We start from the raw sequence: 16,450 nt of genomic DNA, 5'->3' as shown, positions 1-16,450 counted from the left end.
CGGGTGCTGTTGTCGCCGCGCGGTCGTCAGGTCGCGATGCGGCAGATGGCGAACGCCTCGGCCGGCACGGTGAACGAGTCGTCCTCGCTGCGGGTCGGCTCGGACGCCAGCAGGATCCGGGTGATCGTCGCGCCGAGTGAGAGCGTCACCGGCTCCGGGCCCAGGTTGACCACGACCCGCATCGCGCCCCGGTTCACCACCAGCGTGCGTGCCTGCTCGTGCACGTCGACGACGACCGAGTCCAGCCACGGGTCGGACAGCTCGGGCCAGGCGCGGCGCAGCGCGATCAGTTCCCGGTGCATCCGCAGCAGGGTGGCGTGCGGCTCCTGCTCCGGCTCGCTCCAGTCCAGCGTCGAGTCGGTGAAGGTCGAGCCCGCGTTCGGGTCGGGCACCTCGTCGGCGTCGGACCAGCCGTGGTCGGCGAACTCCTTGCGCCGCCCCTCGCGGACCGCCTGCTGCAGGGCCGGGTCGGGGAACCGGGAGAAGAACTGCCACGGCGTGCGCGCGCCCCACTCCTCGCCCATGAACAGCATCGGCGTGAACCCGGAGGTGAACAGCAGGGCCGCGCCGCAGGCCAGCAGCCCGGGGGACAGGGTCTGGGTGAGCCGGTCGCCGGTGGCCCGGTTGCCGATCTGGTCGTGGTTCTGCAGGAAGGTGACCAGCCGGCTGCCGGGGATGCGGGCGGTGTCGATCGGGGAGCCGTGGCTGCGCCCGCGGAACGACGACCAGGTGCCCTCGTGCAGGAACCCGCGGGACAGCACGTGGGCGAGCCCGTCCAGCCCGGCGGCGGCGAAGTCGCCGTAGTAGCCCTGGCCCTCGCCGGTGAGCACGGTGTGCAGGCTGTGGTGGACGTCGTCGGCCCACTGTGCGGTCAGCCCGTAGCCGCCGCCCTCCCGCGCGGTGATCAGGCGCGGGTCGTTGAGGTCGGACTCGGCGATCAGCGACAGCGGCCGGCCCACGTGTGTCTCCAGCGCGGTGACCTCGACGGCGAGCTGCTCCAGCACGTGCTGGGCGCGGGTGTCGCGCAGCGCGTGCACCGCGTCGATCCGCAGGCCGTCGACGTGGAAGTCGCGCAGCCACATGAGCGCGTTGTCGATCACGTAGCGGCGGGCCTCGTCGGAGCCGGGGCCGTCCAGGTTCAGCGACGGGCCCCAGATGTTGGAGCCGGCGAAGTACGGCCCGAACCGGTCGAGGTAGGCGCCCGACGGCCCGAGGTGGTTGTAGACGACGTCGAGCACGACCCCCAGGCCGCGGGCGTGACAGGCGTCGACGAACCGCTTGAACGCGTCCGGGCCACCGTAGTTCTCGGTGACGGCGTACCAGCAGACGCCGTCGTACCCCCAGTTCACCGGGCCGTCGACCGCGTTGACCGGCAGCACCTCGACCAGGTCGATCCCCAGGGAGACGAGGTGGTCGAGCCTGCCGATCGCGGTGTCGAACGTGCCGCCCTCGGTGAAGGTGCCGATGTGGCACTCGTAGAGCACCGACCCGGCGAGCGCGCGCCCGGTCCAGGTGTCGTCGGTCCACCAGAAGGCCTCGTGGTCGTACACCCGTGAGCGCTGGTGGACGCCGGCCGGCTGCCACTGCGAGCGGGGGTCGGGGTGCGGCTGCGCGTCGTCGTCGAGCAGGAACGCGTAGTCCGTGCCGTGCCCGTGGTCGGGCAGCTCGATCCGCCACCACCCGCCCGGCGCGGGGTCCAGCGCGGTCCGGTCGTCTCCGATCAGGACGCTGACACGGTTCTTGTCGGGGGCCCACACGGCGAACTCCGTCACGGACGCCGATCCTTCCGTACGGGCGCGGGCCCCCGCTCGCCCGGGCAGACGTGCGCCCCCTCACGCGCCCCGCCCCGCCCCATCTCGCCCCGCCCCGAACCGCCCCGATCCGCCCGGCCCGCCCCGCCCTGCCCCGCCTCGCCCCGGTCCGCTCTACCTCGCCCCGAACCACCCGGTCCGCCCGGTCCGCCCCGCCGCCCCGAACCGCCCGATCCGTCCGGACCACCCCGACCGTCCGTGCCCGGACCACTCCCGCCGAGATGTACGTCAGGGGGAACTGTCGATCTCCACGGCCCGCTGAGGCGCATCTCGGCGGGGATTCGGCCGCAGTGCGTGGGGCGCCGTGCGCGTGGGACGCACGGGGACTCCGCTGATCGTCGTGCCCGGGCCACCTGCGCTGAGCGTCGTGCCGGGCCACCTGCGCCGATCGTCCGTGCCCCGGCCATCCGCGCCGATCGTCCGTGCTCGGTTGGCCCTCGTCGAGATGCGGTTCAGGGCGAATTGTCGATCTTCGGATAGCCATGGGCTGCATCTCGGCGGGATTCCCGAGCCGAGCCCGGCCGAGCCGTGCCGGGCTGGGCCGAGCCGTGCCGGGCTGGGCCGAGCCGTGCCAGGCTGGGCCGAGCCGGGCCGAGCTGGGTCGAGCCGGGCTGGGCCGGGCTCGACCAGGGTGAGGCGCGACCGGGAGCAGGCCCGAGGGTCAGGCGGGGCGGACCAGCAAGGCCACGGGGTAGCGGTCGAGCAGGTTCGCCAGGGCGGGGGCGGCGCCGTCGACCGGGCGGTCGGCGATCATGTCGTGCCAGTCGGTGAACCCGCCGGGCAGCGGCAGGACGGTGTCGCCCCACCCGCCGCGCTGCTCGAGGCGTTCCGGCAGCCGGGTCGCGACCGCCACCAGGGCACCGCCGCCCCGGGAGAACGCGACCGCGTGCTCGGCGGCCCCACCCTCGGCGTGCAGCGGCCCGTACCCGGTGAAGAGCTCGGGCCGGTACCGGCGCAGCCGCGCTGTGGCCGCGGTGACCAGCAGCTTCGCCGCGCCGGAGGCGTCGATCGACGGCTGCAGGCCGGTGTCGATCTGCTCCAGCAACCGCTGCCGCACGTCGAAGTCGACCGGGCGCCGGTTGTCCGGGTCCACCAGCGAGTACTCGAACAGCTCGGTGCCCTGGTAGACGTCCGGGACACCCGGGCCGGCGAGCTGCAGCAGTTTCTGCCCGAGCGAGTTCGACCAGCCGGGGCCGGAGATCTCGGTGACGAACGCCTCGATCTCGGCCACCAGCTCGGTGTCGGCCAGCACGCTCGACGGCCACTGCGCCACCGCCGCGTCCACCTCGGGCACCGCGTCGGTGTGCGAGGTGACCAGCTTCGCCTCCTTGGACGCCTTGCCCAGGTAGGCCGCGAGCCGGTCGGCCGGGATCGGCCACGCCCCGACGAGCGACTGCCACGCCAGCAGCTCGAGCGACCGGTCGGGCAGGGGATGGCGCACCGACCAGCGGCGCATCCGCTCCGCCCACTCACCGGCCCGCTCGGCCAGCACGGCGAGCCGGGCCCGGACGTCCTCGGAGCGCTTGGTGTCGTGCGTGGACAGCGTGGTCATCGTCCGCGACCGGGCGGCCTCGCGGTGCGCCAGCCCGGCGTGGAACTCCGGGGGCGAGACGCCGAACCGGGCCGGGTCGCCGCCGACCTCGTTGAGCGCGACGAGCCGGTTGTACCGGTAGAACGCGGTGTCCTCGACGCCCTTGGCCGTGACCATCCCGCTGGTCTGCTGCAGCCGGGTCGCGTACTCCGAGCCGGGCTGGGCGACCAGGCCGGTGTGCAGAGCCGTCAGCACCGCGCCCAGGTCGGGGCGGCGGGTGCGGGCGACCGACACCGCGGTGTCGGCCCACGCGCGCCCCTCGGCGATCCGCGGCGTCAGGTAGGAGCGGTACACCGGGAACCCGCAGAGGAACTCGGCGACGGCGTCGTGCAGGTCCGTGGCCGTGACGTCGGCGAGATCGACACCGGTCAGCCGCGCGTCGGCACCCGGGCCGGCGCGGAAGGCGTCGGCGATCCGGCGGACCTCGGCGACCAGGATCCGGTCGACGACCAGGTGCCTGCCGTCGTCCTCCACCGCGTGCGCGGACCGCTTCTGCCCGGTGTGCTCGGCGGTGAACTGGGTGAGCAGCCCGGCGCCGTCCGGGTCGACGAACACACCGCAGACCTCACGCAGCGCCTCGTACCCGCTGGTGCCGTCCACCGGCCAGGAGGTGGGCAGGTCCTCGCCGACCCCGAGGATCTTCTCCACCAGCAGCCACCGGTCCGGACCGATCTCCGCCCGCAGCGCTCGTGCGTAGCCGCCAGGATCGGACAGGCCGTCGGGGTGGTCGACCCGCAGCCCGATGATCGTGGGGTCCGACCGGAGCAGCTCCAGCACCGTGGCGTGGGTGTCGTGGAACACCGCCGGGTCCTCGACCCGCACCGCGGCCAGGTCGGACACGTCGAAGAACCGCCGGTAGGTCAGCTCCGCCGTGCCGCGCCGCCACGAGACGAGCCGGTAGTGCTGGCGGTCGTGCACCTGTTGAGGCGTGCCCTCGCCGGTGCCGGGCGCGATCGGGAACCGGTGCTCGTGGTAGCGCAGCTCGCCGTCGACGACCTCCAGCTTCTCCAGCGCGCCGGCCTCGTCGGCGTCCAGCACCGGGATCAGCAGTGCCTCGGCGCCCCAGTCGATGTCGAAGTGGTGCGCCCACCGCGACGCGGGCCCGTGCGTGAGCACGTCCCACCACCACGGGTTCTCCGCGGGCCGCGCCACCCCGAGGTGGTTCGGCACGATGTCGAGCAGCAGGGTCAGCCCGTGCTCGCGCAGCGTGGCGAGCAAGGCCCGCAGGCCCGGTTCGCCGCCCCGCTCGACGGAGATCCGGGTCGGGTCGACGACGTCGTAGCCGTGGTTCGACCCGGTCGTCGACTCCAGCAGCGGCGACGCGTAGAGCGCCCCGATGCCGAGCCGGTCCAGGTAGCCGGTGAGCGCCCGCGCGTCGGCGAACGTCCGGTCCTTCGAGAACTGCAGCCGGTAGGTGGACCCCGGGAGGCGACTCATGTCGGGTGTGCCTCAGCCCTTCGATCGCAGGACGAGCAGGGAACGTGCGGGCACGGTCAGCACCGAGCCCGCGGAGACCGGGTCGAGATCGGCCCCGTTCTGGCCGTTGCCGGCCGGCGGGTGCACCTCGCCCGAGTCGGTGTCGACGACGATCTCCCACGCCGCCCCGAACTCGGCGGGCGGCAGGGTGGCGTCGAGGTCCTCCCAGTAGGAGTTGAAGCAGAGCAGGAACGAGTCGTCGGTGATCCGCTGCCCGCGCTGGTCGACGTCGGCGAGGCCCTCGCCGTTGAGGAACACGACGACGGCGCGGCCCAGGTCGTTGTCCCAGTCGTCCTCGGTCATCTCCCGGCCGGCCGGGGTGAACCACCCGATGTCGGACAGTGCGTCCTTGCTCCGGCGCCCGATCGGGCGTCCGGCGAAGAACCGGCGCCGCCGGAACACCGGGTGCGCGTGCCGCAGCGCCGTGAGGCCGGAGGTGAAGGAGACCAGGGCCTCCTGCTCGTCGGACAGGTCCCAGTGCTGCCAGGAGATCTCGTTGTCCTGGCAGTAGACGTTGTTGTTGCCGCTCTGGGTGCGCCCGGCCTCGTCGCCGTGTAGCACCATCGGCGTGCCCTGGGAGAGCAGCAGCGTGGCCAGGTAGTTGCGCTGCTGGCGGGCTCGCAGCTCCAGCACCGCCTCGTCGTCGGTGGGGCCCTCGACGCCGCAGTTCCAGGACCGGTTGTGGCTCTCGCCGTCGTTGCCGTCCTCGCCGTTGGCCTCGTTGTGCTTCTCGTTGTAGGAGACGAGATCGGCCAGGGTGAAGCCGTCGTGCGCGGTCACGAAGTTGATCGAGGCGTACGGGCGGCGGCCGTCGCCCTGGTAGAGGTCCGAGCTGCCGGTGATCCGGGAGGCGAACTCCCCGAGGGTGCCTGCCTCACCGCGCCAGAAGTCGCGCACCGTGTCGCGGTACTGGCCGTTCCACTCGGTCCACAGCGGCGGGAAGTTGCCGACCTGGTAGCCGCCGGGCCCGACGTCCCACGGTTCGGCGATCAGCTTGACCTGCGAGATCACCGGGTCCTGCTGGACCAGGTCGAAGAACGTGGACAGCCGGTCGACGTCGTAGAACTCCCGGGCCAGGGTGGAGGCGAGGTCGAAGCGGAAACCGTCGACGTGCATCTCGGTCACCCAGTACCGCAGCGAGTCCATGATCAGCTGCAGGGTGTGCGGGCTGCGGACGTTGAGCGAGTTGCCGGTGCCCGTGTAGTCCATGTAGTAGCGCGGGTCGTCGTCGACCAGCCGGTAGTACGCGTGGTTGTCGATCCCCCGGAACGACAGCGTCGGGCCCATGTCCGAGCCCTCGGCGGTGTGGTTGTAGACGACGTCGAGGATCACCTCGATGCCCGCCGCGTGCAGGTCACGGACCATCGCCTTGAACTCCGTCACCTGCGAGCCGGTCCGCGCCGTCCCCGAGGAGTAGGCGTGGTGCGGGGCCAGGAAGCCGATGGTGTTGTAGCCCCAGTAGTTCGACAGCCCCTTCTCGGTGAGGTGGTGGTCCTGCACGAACTCGTGCACCGGCATGAGCTCGACGGCGGTGATCCCCAGCCGGCGGTAGTGCTCGATCATCGCCGGGTGGGCCACGCCGGAGTAGGTCCCGCGCAGCTCCTCCTCGATACCCGGGTGCAGGGTGGTGAGCCCGCGCACGTGCGCCTCGTAGACGACGGTCTCGTTGTAGGGGATCTTCGGGCTGCGGTCCGAGCCCCAGTCGAAGTACGGGTTGACGACCACGGACTTGGGCACGTGCGGCGCGGAGTCGGTGTCGTTGCGCGAGTCGGGATCGCCGAAGTTGTAGCCGAAGACGGCCTCGTCCCAGGCCACCGGACCGTCGAGGGCCTTGGCGTAGGGGTCGATGAGCAGCTTGTTCGGGTTGCAGCGCAGACCCTGGGCCGGGTCGTACGGGCCGTGGACGCGGTAGCCGTAGCGCCGGCCCGGTTCGACACCGGGCAGGTAGCCGTGCCAGACGAAGCCGTCGACCTCGGTCAGCCGGACCCGGGTCTCGGCGAGCCCGCCCGGCGCGTCCGGGTCGGGATCGAACAGGCAGACCTCGACCGAGTCGGCGACCTCGGAGAACAGCGTGAAGTTCGTCCCGGTGCCGTCGTAGCTGGCACCCAACGGGTAGGCGTGCCCGGGCCAGGGCTGCATGCTCACGGTCCTCTCCTCGCGACCCGGCCACCGGCCGCGTGCGCGCTCAAACCTATCTCCGGCGGGCGCCGTTGCCACGCACTCCGCGGACCGGCCGCGGAGCATCTGGTCGCTCCGTCGTGCACGTCCGGCGACGTCGACGGGCGGGTGATCCTCCCAGGCGTGCGTCAGCCCTCGGCGAGCCGGGCCGGGAACCCGCCCGTCGCGACCGGGCTCCAGCGGGTCGGGGTGATCCGGATCAGGGCCTTGCCCTGGTCGGACATCGCCCGGCGGTACTCGTCCCAGTCGGAGTGCTCGCCGGAGATCGCGCGGAAGTAGTCGACCAGCGGCTCGATCGCGTCCGGCAGGCCGATCAGCTCGGCGTCGCCGTCGACCTGGACCCAGGCCCCGTTGAACTCGTCGGACAGCACGACGACCGATGCCCGGCCGTGCGCCGCGACGTTGGCCGACTTGGCCCGCTCGGGGTAGGTCGCGATCACGATGCGGCCCTCGTCGTCGACGCCGCCGGTGACCGGGGAGGCCTGCACCCCGCCGTCGGACCGGGTCGTCATGAGGACCATGTGGTGGCGCGGACGGACGAACTCGAGCAGCTCGTCGAGCTCGACGCGGGTGTTCGTGGCGATCGTGCGCGGCATGGGCGTCACCCTAGTGCCGCGGACGCTAGGGTCCCTCGCCGCGGGCACTAGGGTTCCTCATTGTGAGCACCGTCTTCACGAAGATCATCGATGGCGACATCCCCGGCCGGTTCGTCTGGGCCGACGAGCACTGCGTCGGCTTCCTGTCGATCAACCCGCTCGGCCCCGGCCACACCCTGGTCGTGCCGCGCGCCGAGATCGACCACTGGGTGGACGCCGACGCGGAGCTGACCGCGCACCTCATGGAGGTCTCGCGCACCGTCGGCCTCGCCGTGCGCGAGGTCTGGGCACCGCCGCGGGTCGGGCTGATGGTCGCCGGGTTCGAGGTGCCGCACCTGCACGTGCACGTCTTCCCGGCACAGGACATGCGCGCCTTCGACTTCGCCAACGCCGCCGCGCAGGTCGACCCCGCCGAGCAGGACGGGCACGCCGAGGCGCTGCGGTCCGGGCTGCGGGCGGCGGGCCACGGCGCGCACGTCCCGGACTGAGCGCGTGCAGCTGATCCTGGTCCGGCACGCCCTCCCGGAGCGGGTCGCGCACGGTGACGGCACCCACGCCGATCCCGGGCTGACCCCGGCGGGCCGTGCCCAGGCCGCACGCCTGGTGGACGCACTGGCCGGCGACCCCGTCGACGCGCTCTACACCAGCACGATGCGCCGGGCCGTCGAGACGGCCGCGCCGCTGGCGGCCGAGCGCGGACTGACCCCCGCGACCCGGTCCGGACTGCGCGAGTACGACGCCGAGCGGTCCGAGTACGTCCCGATCGCCGAGATGGCGCGGGCGGACCCGGCGACCTGGGAGCGGATGCGTGCCGGGCACCTGCCCGAGCACGTCGACACGGGCGCGTTCGTCGCCCGGGTGCAGGCCGCGGTCGAGGAGATCGTCGGCGCACACCCGGGCCGGTCGACCGCCGTCGTCGTGGCGCACGCCGGTGTGGTGAACGCCTATCTGGCGGCGATCCTGGGTACCGACCGGACGCTGCCCTTTCCGCTCGACTACACCGGAACGACTCGCGTGGTGTGCGCCCGGGACGGCATGCGCAAGGCCCGGACGGTCAACGAGATCTCCCACGTCGCGGACCTGCTGTGAGCCCGTGACCGGCAACGTCCGGATGTCCGGAGGTGCCGGGTCCTGCCCGGTGACAGCCGTTCGTCGCCGTCGCGCTGCCGTCCGGCGGTGCGCAGCGGGATACGCCTGACGTTTCGCGGGCGGATACCTACTCTCGATGTGAATCCCGGCGCGGCTCGAGCCCGACGGCGACATCCCGCGTGAGCGGGTGGCCCCGCCGGCCCCCGCAGCACGTCGAAGGGATCCGTACCGGATGGCTGACACCGGCAGGGGCGGCCCGGCTGCGGTGACGGCGCTGCCGGGTGTTCACCAGCCACGGTTGTCCATGACGCCACCTCCCGTCGGTCGAGCCACGGGGGTGACTCTGCGCAACATTGCGCCGGTCAGTGTACTCGTTCGGGTGATGGTCCGACGGTCGTCCGCCCGGCGCACCGCGGGGCGTGAGCCACTCGACGGGACGCCGGGATGACGGCGTCGCGGTCCCGGGGCGGCCCCGCGTCGTGGCCGGTCCGGCAGCTGCCGCGGCCGATGATCGTCGTGCTCGTCGCGGTCGTCACCGGCGCCGCGGCCCTGGTCGTCACCGGTGCCGTGCTCCTCCCGGCGGACCGTTCCACCGGGGCAGCCGCGCTGGGGGCACTCGGTCTGGTGGCTCTCGGCGTGCTGCACACCGAGCTCGCGACCGGGATCGAGCGGGTCCGCCGCCGGGTGGCGCACGCCTCCTATTTCGACCTGTCCAGTGTGTGGACCTTCGCCGGTGCGCTGCTGCTTCCCCCCGCGCTCGCCGGGCTCGTGGTGGTCGGGATCTACGGCCATCTGTGGTGGCGGGTCTGGCGTCCGGCCGGGGCCGCCCTCTACCGGCACGTCTACACCACCGGCACCGTCGTGCTCGCCGCGTACGCCGCCGCGACCCTGGCCGCACCGGAGCGCCTCACCGTGGCGTCCGGCGCCGGCGAGGGCAGCATGGCGGCCGGCTTCGGCGCGCTACTGCTCGCGATGCTGGTGTACGTGCTGGTCAACCAGACACTGGTCGCGCTGGCACTGTCCCTGACCACCGGCCGGCGCTTCGCCTGGCGGGGCGTGCTCGGCGACTGGGACGACCACGTGCTGGAGGGTGCGACGCTGTGCCTGGCGGTGCTCGCCGCCCTCGCCGCGATGCGCCAGCCGCTGCTCGTGCTGCTCGTGCTCCCGCCGCTGCTGGTGCTGCACCGGGCGGTGCTCATCCGCCAGCTCGAGGAGCGGGCCAACACCGACGCCAAGACCGGCCTGCTCACGGCCGCGGCCTGGCGCGGGCGGGCGCACCGGGCACTGGCCCGCACGCGGCGCCAGCAGGGTGCCGTGGCGGTGTTGATCCTCGACCTGGACCACTTCAAGTCCGTCAACGACGGCTACGGCCACCTGGCGGGCGACGAGGTGCTCGCCGCCGTCGCAGGGGCGCTGTCCGCCCAGGTCCGCGACGTCGACCCGGTCGGCCGGTTCGGCGGCGAGGAGTTCGTGGTGCTGCTGGCCGAGCTGCCCGGGGGGCCACCGGGGCGCGAGCTCGCGCACGCCGCCGCCGAACGGATCCGGAGCACGGTGCGCGGCCTCGCCGTGCACATCGACGCCCCCGGCGGCCCGCTGACGATCACCGACCTCTCCGTGTCGGTCGGCGTCGCGGTCTCAGGGCCGGACGGGGACTCGCTCGACGAGCTGATGCAGGTGGCCGACTACGCCCTCTACGCGGCCAAACGGGCCGGGCGCAACCGGGTGCGGCTGGGCCGCCGGGCGGTGACGGAGCCGGGTCCCGAGGCGTGACCGGTCAGATCGGCTCGGGTTCGGGCTCGGGGCCCGGACCAGCCGCCCGGGACGGGTGCGGGCCGATCCGCACGGTGTCCCGGCCGGCCCGCTTGGCCGCGTAGAGCGCCGAGTCGGCGACCTCCAGCAGCGCCGTCATGCCGCCGCCGTCGGTGGGGAACACCGCGCCGCCGATCGAGACCGTGATCCCGGCACCGCCGCGCCCGGCCGGTGGGCCGTCGGCAGGCCCGTCCGGCAGCGGCGCGCCCCCGGCGGACCGGGCGTCCTCGTCCGCAGGCGCCCCGGACACCCGTCCGCGCAGCCGCTCGGCGACCTGCCGCAGCTCCTCGCGGCCGTCGTGGCCCGAGAGCCGGGGGAGCAGCACCACGAACTCCTCGCCGCCGAACCGGCCGACCAGGTCGTGGTCACGCAGCTCCTCCCGCAGCACGCGGGCGGTCGCCGCGAGGACCTGGTCGCCGTAGAGGTGGCCGTGCGTGTCGTTGATCTCCTTGAAGTGGTCCAGGTCGAGGATGAGCAGGGCGGCCTGCCGTCGTTCGCGCTCGGCGAGCTGCAGCTCGTGGGAGCCGCGCAGGTGCCACGCGTCGTGGTTGAGCAGCCCGGTCTTGGCGTCGAGATCGGCCTTCTCACGCAGCTGGCGGACCAGGACCGTGCGGTGCAGGGCGATGATCGGCGGGATCGCCAGCAGTGTCACCAGCGGCCCGCCGATGACCAGGGCGCTCGCGGTCAGCGCGCCCAGGCACAGCGTCGCCAGCTCCAGGGCGAGCTCGTCACCGCCGAACAGGATGCGCAGGATCGGGGTGTCCGGTGCGGTCATCGCCACCACGCCGAGCACCAGGCAGGTGTTCACCACGGTGTAGGCGAGCAGGGTGAGCACCAGCGCGACGGCCCCGGGCAGCGTGTCGTAGAGCTCGCCCGGCCGGGTGGCGGCGAGGATGCCGGCCGCGGCGTGCACCGCCAGGACGACGGTCGCGGTGCTGTAGACCTCGCGGAACACCGGCCGGCGCTGCGGCGGCGGCACCGGGCGCAGCACCCGCACGTAGAGGTGGGTGTAGATGACCACCACCACGAGCGCGCCGAGCGCCGGGGGCAGCAGCAGTGCGGACGCGAACGTCCACACCGAGGTGAGGTTCACGTGGTGGGTCTCGGCGGTGTAGCGCCGGACCCGCTCCACCCCGGCGATGATCTCGGTGTGCAACACCCCGGCCACCGCCAGGGTGGCCAGCAGGACCAGCGTCCGCCCGTCGAGCGGCGGCAGGTTCAGCACCCCGGCCACGATCAGCGACAGGGCGAGCAGCTCGACGGCGAGCACCGCCCCGAGCAGGCGCGCCGGGATCGACCAGACGGGCCAGCGGGTCACCTCGCGCAGGCGGACCGGGGACGGGAGCACCGTGCATCCCCCTTCCGATCGGGCCGGGTGCTGCGCTGCGTCGCCGGCCCGGGACGCGGGCCGGCTCGCGCCGTACCCAGGTGATCCTAACCGCACCATGTCGCCGTCCGTGATCGATACGACCCTGTGACCGCCACGATGTTGCGCGGACAAGTATGAATGTCACGCTATGTGATCAGCTGGTTCGGGCGGGTGTCGGGCGTGAATGTGCAATGGCGGCACTGGATCGGTCGGTCGATGACCGTTCTCCGGACGGCCGGAGGAATGCACGGTGCGCCCTGTTCCGGTGGTGGGGCGAAATCGCTCCGTCATGCCTTCGACCCGTCTCGCATGCCACGCTGTACGTGCAGATGTAGGGAACTCGGCGCCGGAGGTGACCATGCGCAACTGGGGCTGGTGAATCGAGCGAACCGCGGGAGCGAATTGATTTCCGCGGTGTCCGGAATCGATCTTCGGGAGGGAATCGCAATGCGTAACTGGGGTTGGTGAGCAGGTGCTCCGCGTCGACGGCGGGCGTTCGTGCCGACGGCTCCGTCCGGGTGACGGACTCGCCCGCCGCGTCCGGCCGCACCGGCGGGTCGGCTCGGGTACCCGTCCGTAGAGTGGGCTCGAGGAGTCGATGCCGGGCCGCCGCGGCGGTGGGCCGCCCGTGCGCGGGCCCGGCGGCGAGGAGGCAGCACGTGACGACGAACCGGGGACTCGCCGCGATCCGGCGACCTGCCGACCTGCGCGGGCTCGGAGCGGAGGAGCTCGCGTCGCTGGCGGCCGAGATCCGTGGGTTCCTGATCAAGGCGGTGTCCCGCACCGGTGGTCACCTCGGACCCAACCTGGGCGTGGTCGAGCTGACCATCGCCCTGCACCGGGTCTTCGAGTCGCCGCGAGACACGCTGATCTGGGACACCGGGCATCAGGCGTACGTCCACAAGCTGCTGACCGGCCGGCAGGACGGCTGGGACAAGCTGAAGAAGACCGGCGGGCTCTCCGGGTACCCGAGCCGCGCCGAGTCCGTGCACGACCACGTGGAGTCCAGCCACGCGTCGTCGTCGCTGTCCTGGGCGGACGGGATCGCCCGGGCGCACGCGCTCGGCGGGCAGGACCGGCACGTGGTCGCCGTGATCGGTGACGGTGCGCTGACCGGGGGGATGGCGTGGGAGGCCCTCAACAACATCGCCGCCGGAGGCGGCACATCGGGCACGAGTGGCGGCGTCGATCGCAATCTCGTGATCGTCGTCAACGACAACGGACGCTCGTACTCGCCGACGATCGGCGGCCTGGCCGACCGGCTCGCGTCGCTGCGGCTGCAGCCCGGCTACGAGCGCGTGCTCGAGGCAGGCAAGCGGACGGTGCAGGGCACACCGGTGGTCGGACCCGCCCTCTACGCGGGTCTGCACGCGTTCAAAGCCGGTGTGAAGGACGCGCTGAGCCCGCAGGAGCTGTTCTCCGACCTGGGGCTCAAGTACTTCGGCCCGGTCGACGGGCACGACATCGCCCAGGTCGAGTCGGCGCTGAGCCGGGCGAAGCGGTTCGGCGGGCCGGTGATCGTGCACGCGGTGACCTGCAAGGGCAACGGCTACCCGCCTGCGGTGAACGACGAGGCCGAGCAGATGCACAGCCCGTCCGCGTTCGACCCGGAGACCGGTGAACCCACCGGGACCCCGTCGACCGGCTGGACCGACGTCTTCTCCTCGGAGCTCGTCGACCTGGGCACCCGGCGCAGCGACGTCGTCGCGATCACCGCGGCGATGCTGGGACCGACCGGGCTCGCGCCGTTCGCGGCCGCCCACCCGGACCGGGTGATCGACGTCGGCATCGCCGAGCAGCACGCACTGGCCACCGCGGCCGGGCTGTCCCGGGCCGGGATGCACCCGGTCGTCGCGCTCTACTCGACGTTCCTCAACCGCGGCTTCGACCAGCTGCTGATGGACGTGGGCCTGCACTCCGAACGGCTCACCCTGATGCTGGACCGGTCCGGGGTGACCGGCAGCGACGGGCCGTCGCACAACGGCATGTGGGACCTGTCGCTCCTGGGCGTCGTGCCCGGCATGCGGGTCGCCGCCCCGCGCGACGCGGTGACGCTGCGCGAGGAGTTCCGGGAGGCCGTCGCCGTCACCGACGGGCCGACCGCGCTGCGCTACCCGAAGGGCTCGGTGATCTCCGCGGTACCCGCGGTGCGCCGGCTCGACGGTCCGGCCGGCGTCGACGTGCTGCACGAGCCCGCCGGGGACGCGGGGCGCTCCGATGTCCTGCTGGTGTGCGTCGGCGTGTTCGGGAAGCTCGGTGTCGCGGCCGCGAAGCGGCTCGCTGACCAGGGCGTGGACGTCACCGTGGTGGACCCGCGCTGGGTGCTGCCGGTGCCACGGGAGCTGCTCGACCTCGCGGCCGAGCACCGGCTCGTCGTGACGGTGTCCGACTGCGGCACGCACGGCGGCTTCGGCTCGGCGCTGTCCGGCGCGCTGCGCAGCGCCGACATCGACGTCCGCCAGCGGGACCTGGCGCTGCCCCAGCAGTACCTGGAGCACGGCAGCCGCGACGACGTGCTCGCGAAGGCCGGGCTGACCGAGCAGGACGTCGCCCGGCGGGTGACCGAGTGGGCCGCCGCGACGTCGGGCGCGCGGGTCGACGACCGGGTGGACGCGGCGTCGTCCCTCGACCCGGAGCACGCCGGCTGATGCGTGTGATCGTCGTCGAGGACGAGCCCGCGATGGCCGACGCGGTCGCGCGCGGTCTGCGCCGGGACGGGATGGCCGTCGACGTCGCCTACGACGGCGACGAGGGCTCCGAGAAGCTCTCGGTGACCCGCTACGACGTCGCCGTCCTCGACCGGGACCTGCCCGGGCGCAGCGGGGACGAGCTGTGCGACGAGCTGGTCGCGGCCGGTGGCATCACCCGGGTGCTGATGCTGACCGCGTCCGGCACGCTCGCCGACAAGGTCGAGGGCCTGTCCCGGGGAGCGGACGACTACCTCGCCAAGCCGTTCGACTTCCCCGAGCTGGTGGCCCGGGTCCGCGCGCTCGGCCGCCGCGCCACCCCGGCCGTACCGCCGACGCTCGCGGCGGGGGACCTGGTGCTGGACCCGGCGCGGCGGACGGTCAGCCGCTCCGGGCGGCCCGTCGAGCTGACCCGCAAGGAGTTCGGGGTGCTGGAGGTCCTGCTCGCCGCGGGCGGCACCGTCGTCTCCAGCGAGGAGCTCCTGGAACGGGTGTGGGACGAGAACGCCGACCCCTTCACCACCACCGTGCGGGTCACCGTGATGACCCTGCGCAAGAAGCTCGGCGAGCCCGGACTGATCGACACGGTCGTCGGGGCCGGTTACCGGATACCGGACGCGCTGCTCGACGCCCCACCCGCCGCCGGGACCGCGGCGGGCTGAGGCGTGCAGCGCCTGCGGCCGCGCCTCACGCTGCTGGCGACCGTGCTGGTCGCGGTGGTGGCGGCGTTGCTGCTGTGGCTGGGCTGGATGCTGGTCGGCGCGGCCGTCGCCGGGACCCCGGCGCTGCCCGGCACCGTCGTCGTCAACGGGGTGCCGGTGCCCGCCGAGACGGCGCGGGACGCGATCGCCGCGTCCGCCCGGGACGAGGTGCTGCGGGCCGGTCTGATCGCGTTCCCGCTGGTCGTCGCCGCCGGTGCGGTGACGGCATGGGTGCTGGTGGGGCGGGTGCTGGACCCGCTGCACCGGGTGGTCGACACCGCGTCCCGGCTGTCCGCGAGCTCGCTGGACGAGCGGGTCGCGCTGGAGTCGGCGCGCGGCGAGGTGGCCGAGCTGGCGGCGTCGTTCGACGCGATGCTGGACCGGCTGCAGGCCGCCTTCGACGCCCAGCGCCGGTTCGTGGCCAACGCCGGGCACGAGCTGCGCACCCCGCTCGCGGTGCTGCGCACCGAGATCGACGTGACCCTGCAGGATCCCGACGCCGACGCCGCCGAGCTGCGCCGGATGGCCGAGGTGGTCCGCGAGGCCGGCCGGCGCTGTGACGAGCTCGTCACCGGCCTGCTGCTGCTGGCCCGGACCGAGGCCACCGGCCCGCTGGCCGGCGCCGATCGGACCACGGTCGACATGGGGGACGTCGTCGCCGTGGAGCTGGACGCGGTCGCCCCGGAGGCCGCGGCTCGCGGGCTGGTGGTGCGGACCGACGCGTGCCCGGCCGTCGTCGGCGGGGACGAGGTGCTGCTGCGCCGGCTGGTGGCGAACCTGCTGGAGAACGCGGTCCGGCACAACCGGGACGGCGGCTGGATCGACATCGGGTGCGACCCGGCGGCCGGCGAGCCCCGGACGGTGCTGCTGCGGGTCGCCTCGTCGGGGCCGGAGCTCGCCCCGGACCGGGTGGCGGAACTGTTCGAACCGTTCCGCCGGGGCCCGGTGGCCCGCACCGCACACACCCGGGGCTCGGGACTGGGGCTGTCGATCGTCCGGGCCGTCGCGACGGCGCACGGCGGCCGGGTCACCGCCGAGGCCGTGACCGGGGGCGGGCTGGCGGTACGGGTGGTCCTGCCGGGCGGCGCCGGGGTGCGCGGCGCCGCGGACCAGGGGGAGCTACCGGTCTTCCCGAACCCCTGA

11 protein-coding genes are annotated in these 16,450 nt (G+C 73.5%); 6 read left to right on the top strand and 5 right to left on the bottom strand.

Going from position 1 to position 16,450, the window contains the following annotated elements:
- Positions 1 to 26: 26 nt before the first annotated feature.
- From treZ to JOF36_RS24360, 4 genes are all read right to left on the bottom strand, one after another.
- Positions 27 to 1,772: a malto-oligosyltrehalose trehalohydrolase gene (treZ, locus tag JOF36_RS24375; protein ID WP_210031110.1), complete on the bottom strand. Its 1,746-nt coding sequence runs from the start codon at positions 1,770 to 1,772 to the stop codon at positions 27 to 29.
- 700 nt (positions 1,773 to 2,472) lie between these two features.
- Positions 2,473 to 4,839, bottom strand: coding sequence for a malto-oligosyltrehalose synthase (treY, locus tag JOF36_RS24370; RefSeq protein ID WP_210031108.1), 2,367 nt, complete (start codon positions 4,837 to 4,839; stop codon positions 2,473 to 2,475).
- A gap of 12 nt (positions 4,840 to 4,851) precedes the next feature.
- Positions 4,852 to 7,017, bottom strand: coding sequence for a glycogen debranching protein GlgX (glgX, locus tag JOF36_RS24365; protein WP_210036209.1), 2,166 nt, complete (start codon positions 7,015 to 7,017; stop codon positions 4,852 to 4,854).
- Positions 7,018 to 7,184: 167 nt separating this feature from the next.
- A complete protein-coding gene (locus JOF36_RS24360) occupies positions 7,185 to 7,652 on the bottom strand; it encodes a PPOX class F420-dependent oxidoreductase (protein ID WP_210031107.1) in 468 nt (155 codons plus the stop codon).
- 62 nt (positions 7,653 to 7,714) lie between these two features.
- Between JOF36_RS24360 and JOF36_RS24355 the strand changes: the two genes are divergently transcribed.
- The 3 genes from JOF36_RS24355 to JOF36_RS24345 all read left to right on the top strand — a co-directional run bounded on the left by JOF36_RS24355 (position 7,715) and on the right by JOF36_RS24345 (position 10,511).
- The gene (locus JOF36_RS24355; RefSeq protein ID WP_210031104.1) at positions 7,715 to 8,140 is read left to right on the top strand and encodes an HIT family protein; all 426 of its coding nucleotides are present in this window, start codon (positions 7,715 to 7,717) and stop codon (positions 8,138 to 8,140) included.
- A 4-nt stretch (positions 8,141 to 8,144) separates the two neighbouring features.
- Positions 8,145 to 8,741 (top strand): histidine phosphatase family protein, encoded by a 597-nt coding sequence (locus JOF36_RS24350; protein WP_210031103.1) that lies wholly within the window; start codon positions 8,145 to 8,147, stop codon positions 8,739 to 8,741.
- Positions 8,742 to 9,185: 444 nt separating this feature from the next.
- The gene (locus JOF36_RS24345; protein ID WP_210031097.1) at positions 9,186 to 10,511 is read left to right on the top strand and encodes a GGDEF domain-containing protein; all 1,326 of its coding nucleotides are present in this window, start codon (positions 9,186 to 9,188) and stop codon (positions 10,509 to 10,511) included.
- Between the two features lie 4 nt (positions 10,512 to 10,515).
- On the opposite strand, the gene JOF36_RS41045 is transcribed toward JOF36_RS24345, so the two are convergent.
- Complete coding sequence (locus JOF36_RS41045; protein ID WP_210031095.1) at positions 10,516 to 11,898, bottom strand: GGDEF domain-containing protein; 1,383 nt, start codon at positions 11,896 to 11,898, stop codon at positions 10,516 to 10,518.
- 680 nt (positions 11,899 to 12,578) lie between these two features.
- Here JOF36_RS41045 and dxs point away from each other — a divergent pair.
- The 3 genes from dxs to JOF36_RS24325 are packed head-to-tail and all read left to right on the top strand — an operon-like array spanning position 12,579 to position 16,450.
- Positions 12,579 to 14,567, top strand: a complete 1,989-nt coding sequence (dxs, locus tag JOF36_RS24335) for a 1-deoxy-D-xylulose-5-phosphate synthase (protein WP_210031088.1) — start codon at positions 12,579 to 12,581, stop codon at positions 14,565 to 14,567.
- Positions 14,567 to 15,268 (top strand): response regulator transcription factor, encoded by a 702-nt coding sequence (locus JOF36_RS24330; RefSeq protein ID WP_210031085.1) that lies wholly within the window; start codon positions 14,567 to 14,569, stop codon positions 15,266 to 15,268. The genes dxs and JOF36_RS24330 overlap by 1 nt, the downstream gene beginning before the upstream one ends.
- Before the next feature lie 3 nt (positions 15,269 to 15,271).
- A complete protein-coding gene (locus tag JOF36_RS24325; RefSeq protein ID WP_307862571.1) occupies positions 15,272 to 16,450 on the top strand; it encodes a sensor histidine kinase in 1,179 nt (392 codons plus the stop codon).

The organism is Pseudonocardia parietis (assembly GCF_017876315.1).
GTDB lineage: Bacteria > Actinomycetota > Actinomycetes > Mycobacteriales > Pseudonocardiaceae > Pseudonocardia > Pseudonocardia parietis.
This window is presented reverse-complemented; position numbering and strand designations above follow the sequence as displayed.